The following is a 12,935-nucleotide window of genomic DNA, read 5'->3' on the forward strand; positions in this document are numbered from 1 at the left end:
CATGTTAAAATGCTGGCCACTTTATCTCAGAGGCTTTATCAAACCTCATTTCAACCTCATTCCAGTTTACGAGATTCCACCAATTTTCAACGTATTCAGCTCTATTGTTCTTATACTGAAGATAATAAGCATGTTCCCAAACATCTAAAACTAGTAATGGAATAGTGTCCCATTGCGTTAACAGCATATGTCTTTCCGATTGTAATACCTCGAGGTGCCTGGCACGCGGGGACCAGACAAGGAGCGCCCACCCTACTCCCTCAACCTGTTTTGCCGCTTCGGAAAACTGTTTTTTAAATTTGTCAAAACTCCCAAAATAATTTTCTATTTCCTTTTTTAGGAGACCTTGTGGGCTTCCTCCTCCTTTTGGAATCATATTTTTCCAAAAAATTGTATGCAAATAATGCCCAGAGCCATGAAAGGCCAATTCTCTTGACCAATGTTTAATGAGGGAGAAATCATTATTATCCCTAGCCTTCTTTAAGTTTATCTCGGCTTTGTTTAACCCTTCTACATACGAGCGATGGTGCTTATCATGATGGAGCTTCATGATTTCCTCCGAAATATAAGGTTCTAAGGCATTATAGGCATAAGGGAGCTCCGGGAGTGTATGCCCCCCAGGCGGGACAGTCTTTTTTTCACTCCAAATATTCCCTACACCTTGTTTACGCGAAAAATAACTCTCCAATTGTTCATGAATTTCTTCTGCTTTTGTTTGAAGACTTAGCATTTCCTGATCAGATAATGAACCATTTGCACTTTCAATTAATTCAGTGAAATGTTCGAGCTGCTCCCATAACTCTAGATTATCTTTTACCTCATCTGTTTGCAGGAACTGCTTCATTTGCTCATTCCATTCAAATAACTCGTGAACATATTGACTAAACCGATTCATATCATCCCACCCTTTAATTTCGCTCCCCCTAAAAGGTATGAATTATATTCTAGTTTATGAACAAAAAAACTGCCCTGAGTAAAAGGACAGTTGGTTTTAAAACAATTATTTAGATTGAATCATTTTAGTACGGTAATCTGTTTCGTAGTATTCGAGTTCTTCTCTAACCCTTTGAAATTCTCCTTCAAAGCCCTTAACTAATTTTTTTACACTTTCAGGTACAGTTTTATAAAATTTTATAGAATTTCGCCCTGTATAGGCAGAACGGCTATCCTCAAACCATGCGTCATTCTTAGGAGAGAAAAATTCTTCAATACACTGGTGAAAAATACGATAAAGAGTTTTCTCAGCAGTTGGCTTTTGAAAAGGTTCACTTTGCAAGATTACTGAACATGCATCTAGGCCTTCTTCGCAATAAACAAGCAGCTTCCTTAAATTAGAAAGAATTAATTTATAATAATTTGAATCACCAGATTGTTCTTGTTCCATTTGTGATAGCGTTGTTTCATTTAAATAATTTTCAAGTACTCCAATGGTAGAGGTTAAAAAACCTTGAACATCTTTTAGCTGTGTCTTAACTAGTGTATTTCCCATCCAAACACCCCTTCTGAATTGATTATCCCTTCTTATCTTGCTTGCTTAATGTAGTCAAGTGGAGAGCGGAGTTCAAATTTATGGTTTTGTTTAACAGCAAGTACTATTTCCGGTAATTTTTCAAAATCAATATCTTGAAAATATGAAGCAAATTCCTGTTTGGAGTTAATGTATAACCGTTTTCGATTACGTAAACCTGGATTTTTAATTAAACATACTAATGCTACAATATCCTTGAAGGTCACTTCAATATTGACTTTTGAGAAAATTGGGTTTTGCTGAAATGGAGTAAATTCTTGATAAAGCTCATCAAAGTATCTAACATACAATACGTGCAGTGTTTTTTCCTCAGAACCTTCAATAAATGTTACTTCACTTCTATTAAAGAAGTCTTCTGATGTGTTTGATTTTTCCTTTTCTAATTCGTATCCGATGCATTCTTTAATCAACAATTAGATCAATCCCCTTTAGCCATTAACGAATAAGTAGAATTTTCGGAAATCCTTCGAAATCATACCTCTATTCTATCACAACCATATGAAATTTTTTTACTTTTAAGAATTTATGCTTTCCTGAAATTTTTCAAAGAAGAGGTCTGCTTCTTCTTGTACAAATTCTTCTTCGATTCTATCAGGCAGCTTGGGCAATTCAGCTATGTTTTTTAAACCAAAATAATCTAGAAACTCTTTTGTGGTCCCATATAGGTATGCTCTTCCTGTACCTTCTGCTCTTCCAACTTCCTTTATAAGCGCCTTCGTCATGAGGGTATGAAGTGGTCTTTCTGTTTTTACTCCACGGATCTCTTCTATTTCCGCACGAGTTATTGGCTGTTTATAGGCAATAATGGCCAACGTTTCCAAAGCGGCCTGAGACAAAGCTGAGGTATTTGGAGAATCAACAAGTCTTTTAAGATACACGGCATTTTCTTTTTTTGTCGCAAGCTGATAAGTACCCGCGAGCTGAACAATCATAATGCCCCGACTCGTATCTTTTTCATATACTTGTCTTAATTCTTCAATAATCTCATCAGCCTTCCGTTCATCTACCTCCAGCACCTCGGCCACATGCTTTAACGTAAGTCCTTCATCACCAGCAGCGAATAAAAGACTCTCTAAAATACTTTGCCAATTAACAATTTCCAAACCTTTTTGCTCCTCCCTAAACTGCATGAACAAAAATATCTCCAAAATTTTCATGTTGTTCTACGTCAATTTCTTTTCTTTTGATAAGCTCCAATATCGCCAAAAATGTCACAACGACATGTTCTTTTTCAGCAACGGTAAACAAATCATTAAAGTTTTTCCGGCCTTTTATATTTTTTAATTCATTCATAATTTCTGTCATTCTTACCTCGATAGAAATTTCTTGTCTGGCAATCTTTGTAGCCATCGGACGCTGCAGCTTTTTCCTGCGCATTAGTTTTTGAAAAGCGGCTAACATATCGTAAAGAGTGACATTTAATTCTGTTTTCTCCGGCTGACTATCTTTTGCAAAATCTGAAAGGTCACTCGGAGGTTTCGTATACATGAGCCCCCGTTCCTCCTCAAGCGATTTTAAATCATGAGCAGCCTCTTTGTATTTCCGATACTCAATAAGCCTTTCAACTAACTCATCCCTTGGGTCTTCTTCATAACTTATTTCGGAATCTAAATCCTCCAATTCCTCTTCATGCTTTGGTAATAGCATTTTACTTTTGATCGCTAATAATGTTGCGGCCATGACTAAAAACTCGCTGGCTATATCCAATTTAAGTTCTGACATTGTTTTTATATAGATTAAGTATTGCTCGGTAATCTCAGCAACAGGAATATCATATATATCAATTTCAAGCCGATTTATTAAATGTAGCAATAGGTCTAATGGACCTTCAAACGCATCAATTTTTACATTGTAGTGTATCATCTTTCACCAGAATCCTTGAAGTAATTTTCTTATTTATGACTATTATTAGTATAGAGGAATCAAATACGTTATCCAATAGAAAAATTATTGGCTTTAGTAAATATTGAAAAAGTGATGTTTGCCCATAACACTGGACGAGCACTGGACATATGATGAGATTGAAAAGAATAACAAAACAACTATAGGAGGTTTTTACACATGGCTGATGGTTACGGTTTCGGAGGCGGTTTTGCATTAATCGTAGTTCTATTCATTCTGTTAATTATCGTTGGTGCTTCTTGGTTCTAAGTAAAGATTGAATTTTAGCCGGCCCGTCTTTTTTCAGGCGGGTTTTTTCAATTAGGTGATACTGAAGAAACACTAATTATATGCTACACTGTACATATCTTATCGATAAGGGGTGATTTAATGTACCCAGAGCAGTATATTGAATTTTTAATTCATTTTAATGGCGATAGGGATTATTTTGAATGCCACGAGATACTTGAAGAATATTGGAAAGAAGAAGCGGACGATAGAAGTAAAGATTCTATTTGGGTTGGCTTCATCCTTTTAGCCGTTTCAAGGTATCATCATCGGCGGAGAAACTTTAATGGTGCTAAACGAACATTAGAAAAAGCGATTAAAATTTTTTCCTTGCATGATTCTTGGGAGCCAATCCACCTTGGTTTGGATGGAGATATTTTTTTTCCAATGCTTTCAAAACTGTTAGCGCAAGCCGAAAAAGAAGAAAGCTATCAAAGCATAACTTTGCCTATTTCTGATCAAGCACTTTTACAGGCATGTATTAAGGCATGTCAAAATAAAGGATTTAAGTGGGGACAGGATAGTAACTTAGAAGATGCATTAAATATTCATAAACATATGTTACGAGACCGTACAAACGTTATTGAAGAACGAAGTGAAGCGTTGAAGAAGAATAAAAAAGGCAACGAATAAAATTTCGTTGCCTTCCTACTTTACGCCTAGCAAAAATCACATTTCTCAACAAATGGCGCAGTATTATCATTTGCCGTTATATTCCTATCAGGATACATATCCTTCAAAGCTTTAACCATTCGTTTTCCCACTCCTTGATAACGATGTGAGGGATTGACAGAAATATGTTGGATCATTAATGAAGAATCATTATCGTTCATATGAACCCCAATTAGTCCGATAATATCTTCTTCTTTCCAAAGAAAAAGCTGTAAGTTTTCTTCTGTTTCATACTCCTTTATGGTGAATTGGAGTTTCTTCAAGTCTTTTTCAGTAGGCATAAAGGACAATAAGCCCATGGCTATTTTTTCAAATGTTTTTTTATAACGAATTAACATAATAGCTCCCTCATTATATTAAATAAACCCGATTTAGGGGATAGTATATTTTTTCCAACCAACTTATAAATAAACAGTTTTCTCTATAATATGTAGTCAAATTCGTAAAGTGTTTCAATATTGTCAATCATACATAATAATTGTTTATCTATCAATCCCAATTATAATTATTATTTTGGTACAATAAAGACCCAATAGATAATCCCCCAAATCAAAGCTAGTCCTACGAGGGCACTAAAAACAGTCCAATTATTTTTCTTCATGAAAAATCCTCCAAAGGCAATTTGAAGATAGCGCATGTTGTCATTCTACACTATATCTAAAAAATAATCCATTTTCGCAACAAAAAGCTGAGCCTTGGGACTCGGAATAGATTAAAAACAAATAAACTGCCGCATTGGCGGCAGCTAATTTATTTTAAAGGAAGGTCTAAACGAAGCAGATCTTCGTAAGTTTCTCTTTTGACGACAAGAGTTGCCTTGCCATTCTCAACAAATACCACTGCAGGGCGTGGTATACGATTGTAATTGTTCGCCATCGAATATCCATATGCACCAGTACAAAATACAGCTAAAAGATCGTCATCCTCAGTCTCTGGAAGTGGTAAATCCCAAATCAGCATATCACCAGATTCACAGCATTTACCTGCTATAGAAACTTTTTCAGTTGCTTCTGCTAAAGGCCTATTCGCTAATACAGCCTCGTACTTAGCCTGATAAAGAGCAGGTCTAATGTTATCACTCATTCCACCGTCAACAGCCAGATATTTTCTAACCCCTGGAACTTCTTTCGAAGACCCTATTTGATATAAGGTTGTACCAGCGTCACCTACAAGTGAACGTCCAGGTTCTATCCAAATCTCTGGCATTTCCATGGAGTATTGCTGTATTAATCTCTTCACTTCTATAATAATTTCACTAACATATTGTGAAGGCAAAAGCGGTTCATCTTCACTTGTATATCGAATTCCAAAACCGCCGCCTAGATTCAGTACCTTGGCTTCATAATTAAGCATGTTTTTCCATTGGTTCATTTTACCAACGATTTTTTCTGCAGCTAACAAGAAACCAGTTGTTTCAAAAATTTGTGAGCCAATGTGACAATGCAGACCTAAAACATTAAAATGCTTAAACCGAAGTGCGTGGATTAACGCCTCTTCCGCTTGTCCATTTTGGAGATCAAAGCCAAACTTAGAATCTTCCTGCCCTGTTAAGATATAATCGTGAGTATGTGCTTCAATTCCAGGTGTAACCCGAAGTAGAATACTCATGCTTTCATTTTTTTCGAGGCAGATGGTTTTTAATAGTTCTAATTCGTAAAAATTATCGACCACGATACAGCCAATTTTGTGATCTAGCGCCATTTCAAGTTCTTCTCTACTTTTATTGTTTCCATGAAAGTGGATTCTCTCAGATGGAAAGCCAGCAGCGACCGCGGTATATAATTCCCCGCCAGATACTACATCAAGTGATAAACCTTCTTCTTCCGCCAGCTGCAGCATTGCAATCGTCGAAAATGCCTTACTTGCATAAGCCACCTGGGCTTTGACATTTTGTTCTTCAAATGTCTTTTTAAACCCTCTAGCTCGTTCCCTCATTAATGCTACGTCATAAACATAGAGAGGAGTTCCAAATTGCTCGGTCAACTCTACTGCATCTACTCCGCCTATTTCTAAATTACCCTTGCCGTTTACGCCTGTTGTCCCGTAAAAATACATTCCCTTCCCTCTCTCCGTAAAGACTCTTTATTAGTGTATGGTCATGCTATGAAAAAAGTAATAATAAATAGACAGAATCCTGAAAGGATACTGCCTATTTTAGCTACTTATCCTTTTATACAATTAAAAATACTTTAGCATAACCGTATCTTTTACGCAATAAGTTATTGTTCACCCGGCGGCTGGCGATATCGATTCCTAGGATGTACAATGCTGGGACGAAATAGCGACCCGGGTACAGCACGGCGGAAAATGATTTGTAAAAATCCCTTTGGCTCAAAAGGAAGAAATGGCCAAAAATATGGTGTATTAAGTGCACGTGTAGTTACTAAATGAATAAACAGCAAGGTAGAGCCTATCACAAAGCCCGGTGTATGGAATATTGCAACAAGAATTACCAGTATCATTCTGGCTATTTTATTTGCTACACTTAGTTCATAACTTGGTGTCGTAAATGAACCTATACCAGCAATTGCAACATACAGTATTACTTCTGGAACAAATAATCCAACATCAACTGCAATTTGACCAATCAACACTGCAGCAATTAACCCCATTGCTGTGGAAAGAGGTGTAGGGGTATGTATTGCTGCAATTTTTAAAAATTCCAGCCCAAAATCGGCTAATAAAATCTGTAGGACGATTGGAATATTGGTCTGCTCATTTGGTCCAATAAACGAAAGCCTCTCTGGCAGCAGGGATGGTTCTAACACAAATAACATCCATAATGGAAGTAAGAAAATTGATGTTAAAATACCTAAAAATCGAGACCAACGGACAAATGTCCCCATAACAGGTGCTTCACGAAACTCCTCAGCATGTTGAACGTGATGGAAATAAGTGGTTGGTGCTATAATAACACTCGGAGAGGTGTCAACATATATAACCACATGTCCCTCTAAAAGATGTGCTGCGGCGACATCGGCACGTTCTGTATACCTAACCAATGGATAAGGATTTAATCCTTGTTTTAAAAGAAACTCTTCAATGGTTTTATCTGCCATTGGGATTCCATCAATTTTTATAGCTTTAAGTTCTTTACGAATAATATTTATCAGGTCTGGATCAGCAATATCATTTATATAACCAATTGCTATATCTGTTTTTGAACGTTCTCCAACCTTTAGAATTTCAAAGCGCAGCCGTTCATCTCGGATTCTTCTTCTTGTTAACGCAGTATTTAACACAATGTTTTCGACAAACCCATCACGAGAACCTCTAACTACTTTTTCAGTGTCTGGCTCCATTGGTGTTCGGCCAGGATAACTCCTGACATCAACCGCAAGTCCTATACTTGATCCCTCAACCACGACAACTATTAACCCAGATAATACTTGAGTAACCATTTCGTCTAGGGTTTTAACCTGTTGAACAGACTGATTGACAAGCCTGTTTTCAACTATTTTAAAAAGGTCAGATGATACTTTTTCATGATCATTAATTTGAACAAGTTCTTCAACTGTTTCTATAATAAATCCAGTATCACATAAACCAGTTATCCAGTAGAAGTGTACGTCCTTTTTGAGAATTTTTAACTTACGAACACCAAAGTCAAAACTCACACCTAAACCGACTCGCTGTTTCATGTAATGTTCTATTTCTTGCAGTGACTCAGGAATCGGCCATGTTTGTTCGTTCTCTCTCGTCACGAAATCCACTCCTTTCTAGTATTAACTCTACCGCTTTTTTCGTAATAGGCGCTCCGCGTTCATAGTGATCGCGCCGTGCCATTTTCCCTACATCTCCGATTCCCACAATAATGGGAACATCTAGTTCATCAAGGCAATACACCGTATCTCCATTTAATCTTCCAATCTCCAGCTCTGGTATGCCGTGTTTATCTACGCCATAGGGCGTTAATTCACCATCCCGGTCGATACTTACATCGATTCTTGTCCACTCTGCCTGATGGGTTTTAGCAGCAACAGCAATAATACCTAGTACTTCAATATCATTATGGGTGGCGACATACTTTAATGCCCGTTCGCCTGCACCTTCACCTACAAGTCCACTATCATCAAACATTACTAATACCGGGTCATTAGCAGCCTTTTTAATTAGTTTTACTAGCTCCTCCCCTGTTAGAGCAGAAGGATTTCCATGAGACTGCGTAATGCAACGCCCTCCCACTTCATGAGCGACACGTTCTATAGCCCTCTTCGCATACTCATCACCATCAGTAATTAATATAACCCGCCTTCGTATACTCATACTGTATGTCCTTTCTAGTTAGAAATGTTAAAGAAGCTAGACAGGCTTAGATTAATGATGAACAAAATAGACCCATTGAAAAATTGACCCAACAATTTTTCCTAAAACAATTGCCATAATTAGAATAATAATTTTTCCATCAATCCCCAGTCTCTTCGCAAGAACTGGGAATACATTTAATGCCTCTGTAAGTCCTGCAGCTAACATCCCAACAAAGACTCCTCCGGTCAATCCGAGAGGCGCCATAAAATATGGAGTAATTCCTAACACTGGGTCTCTTAGACTTCCTGCTATCCCTGTTAATGCTCCTAAAACAACAGCCCATTCGTAATGCCGAATCATTTTCATTGTCTTTGTTAGCTGTGTTAGTCTTGGTATAATACCAAGCACTGTTAAAAAAGCTACAAAACCAGAACCAACTGCTAATCCACCTGCAAGTCCGATAAACATCACGACAATAACTTTAATCGTCATTCGTTCGCTTCATACTTTCTTTATTTTCATGAATGATGACATAGTTATCTAGGTCCATTTGATAGTTAAACATCTCGACTTCCAGGGGACTTGGTTCTTCGTTGATCCTTTTTTGAAATACATGATTAAAGAATAAAATCATGCCAAGACCTAAGCCAATGGAATAGGGAATTTGAAATATCCACGGCTTGGAATCTTCCACGCCTGTTATGATTTTGTATAACTTTTCTTGAACACTCCGCATACTGACATCGTCATGAAAGTTCATAATGGCCATCGCAGAACCAAAAAATAATAAAAACCAAATTAAGATAAAGAAAGGTAAAGACATTTGTTTTTTCTTTATTATGACTTCTACGATTGTTTGGGCTGGTCCAATGGTTTGGACATCTGCATTTTCGATTACGGTTGAAATCAATCTAATAACTGTCATAACATCAATGATGACAATATTTCTGTCGTTAACAGATATTTGATGGACTATTAGTTTTTTTAATTTAGGGATTATGATTTCTGGAGCAATGATCTGGGCGATATCTTCTAAAAAGATACTCTCTTCCGGTTTGGCCAGAACACGATTCCGCATGCGGATGTAGATTGTTTTTTCCAAAACATTCACTCCCCACACATTGATTTCCTTGTATACCTAGTATGAGCAAAAAATCTATCTTTACTAAAAAAAGAACAGAAATGCCTAAATTGGCGGGCTGATTGCTCCGATAATTGGGGGAGTCTTAATTTAGCGGCACTATCTCGGGTTGATTGTTACGGTAATTTGAGGAGTCTTAATTTAGCGGCACTATCCCGGGCTGATTGTTACGATAATTTAGGGAGTCTTAATTTAGTGGCACTATCCCGGGCTGATTGCGTCGATAATTTGGAGAGACCAGGTTTATCGGCACTATCCATTCCATTTTTAGCTGAACACAACAAAAAAGACCGAATGAATCATTAGAGATCCATTCGGTCTTTCATTTGTTGTAAGATCTTTTTTTCAAGCCGGGAAACTTGAACCTGAGATATTCCCAGCCTCACAGCTACTTCCGATTGAGTCTGATCCTTATAATATCGTAAATAAACAATGAGTCGTTCACGTTCATCCAATTCCCGGATTGCTTCCTTTAAGGCGATTTTATCGAACCATTTACCTTCATTTCCGTCATCTATTTGATCTAATAACGTAATAGGATCGCCATCATTTTCATACACTGTTTCATGAATGGAAGATGGTGTCCGACTTGCTTCCTGGGCGAGAATAACATCCTCCGGCGACAGCTGAAGATGCTCTGAAATTTCGTTAACAGTTGGAATTCTTCCATATATTTTCGATAATTCATCCTTCGCCTTGCGAATTCGATTTCCCATTTCCTTTAAAGAACGGCTAACTTTTACCGTTCCATCATCACGAATAAACCTCTGGATTTCACCAATAATCATTGGAACCGCATAGGTAGAAAATTTCACATCATAGGAAAGATCAAATTTATCCACTGATTTCAGCAAACCGATACATCCGATTTGGAAAAGATCATCCGGATCATATCCCCTATTTAGAAACCGCTGGACAACGGACCAAACGAGACGCATATTTTTTTCAGCAATTAGGTCTCTTGCTGCTTGGTCTCCGTCTTGGCTTTTTTTAATCAAATCCTTCACTTCATGGTCCTTTAAATACGTTTGCGCTTTATCTTTTTTGACCTCCACATCCATTGGCAAGTCTCCTTAATTGCATAGCATTTTGCTTGTGTGTAAATGCTTTTTTAGTCTTACTTCGGTTCCTTTACCTGGTTGTGTGAGAACCTCAACCTCATCCATGAAATTTTCCATGATAGTGAATCCCATACCAGACCTTTCTAGATCTGGTTTCGTTGTAAATAATGGCTGTCGAGCTTCTTCCACATCTACAATTCCTAATCCGACATCTTTAATCGAAATATCAACTAAATTATCTTCAATCGTCACCTGGATATATACAATTCCTTCTGGGTCATTTTCATACCCATGAATTATGGAGTTGGTAACTGCTTCTGATACTACTGTTTTAATTTCAGTAAGTTCATCCATTGTTGGGTCAAGCTGTGCAATAAAAGCAGCCACAGTGACACGTGCAAATGATTCATTTTGACTTAAAGCACTGAATTGAAGATTCATCTGATTCTTCATCTCAGGCCACCCCCAATCTTTGCAATGCAAACTCTTCAGTCGGTTCTAGCTTGATGATTTTAAACATCCCCGACATATCGAATAATCGTTGTATTGCTGGGGAAATTGCACAAACGACCATTTCACCATGCACTTGCTTTATTTGCTTGTACCGCCCTAATATGACTCCTAATCCAGAACTATCCATAAAAGAAAGCTGTTCCAAATTTAAAACTATATGACGAATATCATTCTTCTCTATTGCATTTGCTGCCTGTTCTCGTAATTCGTCCGCTGTATGATGATCTAGTTCACCACTTAATCGCAGCAATAAAACATCATGTTTTATTTCCATTTCAATGTTAAGACTCACTATTCCTAGCCTCCTTCATCTGGTATAGTGAGTCAATTCGTTATTTAAAGTGTAATCTCCTTCTCTCAAGACAAAACTAGTTGATATTTGCTAAAAAAAGTAGGTATTCGACACGAAAAGCGGAAGCAGAATGCTACTTTCCTGCTTTTGTAAACATTCCGAATGAACGTTTATATAGCGTCCACCAGGTTGCTTCTTTAACGTCGTTTTTTGCAACTAATTCACTTTCAAGGATTACTTTGCTTTCTTTTACAAGCTGGATGGTTCCAACCTTATCGCCTTTTTTTATAGGGGCATTAAGGTTTTTATCAAGTTTCACTTTACGTGTTACATCTTCAGTCTTTTCGCCCTTTTTTGTTAGTAAAGATAGTGGTTCACTTGTTACGGCTTCAACCTTTTTGTCTTTCCCTTTATTGACATGGGCATTGCCAATTACTTGGTTTCGCTTGAACATTGGGTGTGTTTGATACTGGGCGAACGCATAATTAAGCATCTTTGTAACTTGAGCGTTTCTCTCCTTAGAGGTCGGCGCACCAAAGACTACAGCGATGACACGCATACCATCCTTTTGAGCGGTTGCTGTCAGACAGTATTTTGCTTCAGCAGTAAAGCCAGTTTTTAATCCATCTACTCCTGGGTAAAAACGAACTAGTTTATTGGTATTAACCAGCCAGAACTTTTTATCTGTATTTTCACGGAGATATGCTTCGTAAGTTCCCGTAAACTTTGTAATGTCCTCATATTTTAATAATTCCTTGGCCATAATCGCCATATCATGTGCGGAACTATAATGACCGCTTCCTGGAAGACCTGTAGTATTTTTAAAAATTGTATTTTTTAATCCAAGTTCTTTTACTTTGTTATTCATCATGTCAACAAAGGCTTCTTCAGAACCGGCAATTTTTTCTGCCATAGCCACGGAAGCGTCATTCCCTGAACCAATCGCTATGCCTTGGAGCATTTGTTTTACAGTCATTTCTTCTCCTGGTTCAAGGAAAATTTGCGAACCTCCCATTGAAGCAGCATACTCACTGGTTCGAACACTTTCATCCCATTTGAGTTTTCCTTGGTCAATTGCTTCCATAATAAGCAGCATAGTCATAATCTTTGTCATACTCGCAGGTGGAAGCTCTTCATTACTATTTTTCTCATAAAGAATCTGTCCTGTGTCACGCTCAATCAAAATCGCGGATCTTACATTTTCTGTAATATCAGTACTCTGTTTTTCTTCTGCAGATACTGGCGCTATCCATACACTTGCTAATAATAAAGCTATTACCAGTAAAGAGATATATCGTTTCATTCGCATAA

17 protein-coding genes are annotated in these 12,935 nt (G+C 37.5%); 2 read left to right on the forward strand and 15 right to left on the reverse strand.

Translation table 11 applies throughout. The features are described 5' to 3' along the window. Positions 1-4: 4 nt before the first annotated feature. The 5 genes from QNH29_RS21490 to QNH29_RS21510 all read right to left on the reverse strand — a co-directional run bounded on the left by QNH29_RS21490 (position 5) and on the right by QNH29_RS21510 (position 3,391). Positions 5-895, reverse strand: a complete 891-nt coding sequence (locus QNH29_RS21490) for a superoxide dismutase (protein WP_283861349.1) — start codon at positions 893-895, stop codon at positions 5-7. 105 nt (positions 896-1,000) lie between these two features. Continuing rightward, complete coding sequence (locus tag QNH29_RS21495) at positions 1,001-1,489, reverse strand: YpuI family protein (RefSeq protein ID WP_283861350.1); 489 nt, start codon at positions 1,487-1,489, stop codon at positions 1,001-1,003. 32 nt (positions 1,490-1,521) lie between these two features. Further along, the gene (locus QNH29_RS21500) at positions 1,522-1,941 is read right to left on the reverse strand and encodes a hypothetical protein (RefSeq protein WP_283861351.1); all 420 of its coding nucleotides are present in this window, start codon (positions 1,939-1,941) and stop codon (positions 1,522-1,524) included. 102 nt (positions 1,942-2,043) lie between these two features. Then, on the reverse strand, positions 2,044-2,631 hold the full coding sequence (gene scpB / locus QNH29_RS21505) for an SMC-Scp complex subunit ScpB (protein ID WP_283861352.1): 588 nt from the start codon (positions 2,629-2,631) through the stop codon (positions 2,044-2,046). 16 nt (positions 2,632-2,647) lie between these two features. Beyond that, a complete protein-coding gene (locus QNH29_RS21510; protein ID WP_283861353.1) occupies positions 2,648-3,391 on the reverse strand; it encodes a segregation/condensation protein A in 744 nt (247 codons plus the stop codon). Between the two features lie 198 nt (positions 3,392-3,589). On the opposite strand from QNH29_RS21510, the gene QNH29_RS21515 reads away from it, so the two are divergent. Further along, positions 3,590-3,679, forward strand: a complete 90-nt coding sequence (locus QNH29_RS21515) for a YjcZ family sporulation protein (protein WP_179596512.1) — start codon at positions 3,590-3,592, stop codon at positions 3,677-3,679. 120 nt (positions 3,680-3,799) lie between these two features. Then, complete coding sequence (locus tag QNH29_RS21520; protein ID WP_283861354.1) at positions 3,800-4,330, forward strand: DUF309 domain-containing protein; 531 nt, start codon at positions 3,800-3,802, stop codon at positions 4,328-4,330. A 26-nt stretch (positions 4,331-4,356) separates the two neighbouring features. On the opposite strand, the gene QNH29_RS21525 is transcribed toward QNH29_RS21520, so the two are convergent. The 10 genes from QNH29_RS21525 to QNH29_RS21570 all read right to left on the reverse strand — a co-directional run bounded on the left by QNH29_RS21525 (position 4,357) and on the right by QNH29_RS21570 (position 12,927). Continuing rightward, positions 4,357-4,707, reverse strand: coding sequence for a GNAT family N-acetyltransferase (locus QNH29_RS21525; RefSeq protein WP_283861355.1), 351 nt, complete (start codon positions 4,705-4,707; stop codon positions 4,357-4,359). 412 nt (positions 4,708-5,119) lie between these two features. Next, positions 5,120-6,424 (reverse strand): diaminopimelate decarboxylase, encoded by a 1,305-nt coding sequence (lysA, locus tag QNH29_RS21530; RefSeq protein ID WP_283861356.1) that lies wholly within the window; start codon positions 6,422-6,424, stop codon positions 5,120-5,122. A gap of 164 nt (positions 6,425-6,588) precedes the next feature. After that, positions 6,589-8,073, reverse strand: a complete 1,485-nt coding sequence (locus QNH29_RS21535; RefSeq protein WP_283861357.1) for a spore germination protein — start codon at positions 8,071-8,073, stop codon at positions 6,589-6,591. After that, positions 8,036-8,635, reverse strand: coding sequence for a stage V sporulation protein SpoVABEA (spoVAEA, locus tag QNH29_RS21540; protein ID WP_283861358.1), 600 nt, complete (start codon positions 8,633-8,635; stop codon positions 8,036-8,038). The genes QNH29_RS21535 and spoVAEA overlap by 38 nt, the downstream gene beginning before the upstream one ends. Before the next feature lie 51 nt (positions 8,636-8,686). After that, positions 8,687-9,109, reverse strand: coding sequence for a stage V sporulation protein AB (locus QNH29_RS21545; RefSeq protein ID WP_283861359.1), 423 nt, complete (start codon positions 9,107-9,109; stop codon positions 8,687-8,689). Continuing rightward, a complete protein-coding gene (locus tag QNH29_RS21550) occupies positions 9,099-9,719 on the reverse strand; it encodes a stage V sporulation protein AA (RefSeq protein WP_283861360.1) in 621 nt (206 codons plus the stop codon). The genes QNH29_RS21545 and QNH29_RS21550 overlap by 11 nt, the downstream gene beginning before the upstream one ends. A gap of 341 nt (positions 9,720-10,060) precedes the next feature. After that, a complete protein-coding gene (sigF, locus tag QNH29_RS21555) occupies positions 10,061-10,819 on the reverse strand; it encodes an RNA polymerase sporulation sigma factor SigF (RefSeq protein WP_283861361.1) in 759 nt (252 codons plus the stop codon). Between the two features lie 12 nt (positions 10,820-10,831). Continuing rightward, positions 10,832-11,272, reverse strand: a complete 441-nt coding sequence (gene spoIIAB / locus QNH29_RS21560) for an anti-sigma F factor (protein ID WP_283861362.1) — start codon at positions 11,270-11,272, stop codon at positions 10,832-10,834. Position 11,273: 1 nt separating this feature from the next. Next, entirely contained in the window at positions 11,274-11,624 is a 351-nt protein-coding gene (gene spoIIAA / locus QNH29_RS21565) for an anti-sigma F factor antagonist (protein WP_283861363.1), read from the reverse strand. Between the two features lie 133 nt (positions 11,625-11,757). After that, positions 11,758-12,927, reverse strand: coding sequence for a D-alanyl-D-alanine carboxypeptidase family protein (locus QNH29_RS21570; protein ID WP_283861364.1), 1,170 nt, complete (start codon positions 12,925-12,927; stop codon positions 11,758-11,760). Between the last annotated feature and the right edge of the window lie 8 nt (positions 12,928-12,935).

It is taken from the genome of Neobacillus sp. DY30, from assembly GCF_030123065.1.
In the GTDB taxonomy this organism is placed as follows: Bacteria; Bacillota; Bacilli; order Bacillales; family Cytobacillaceae; genus Neobacillus.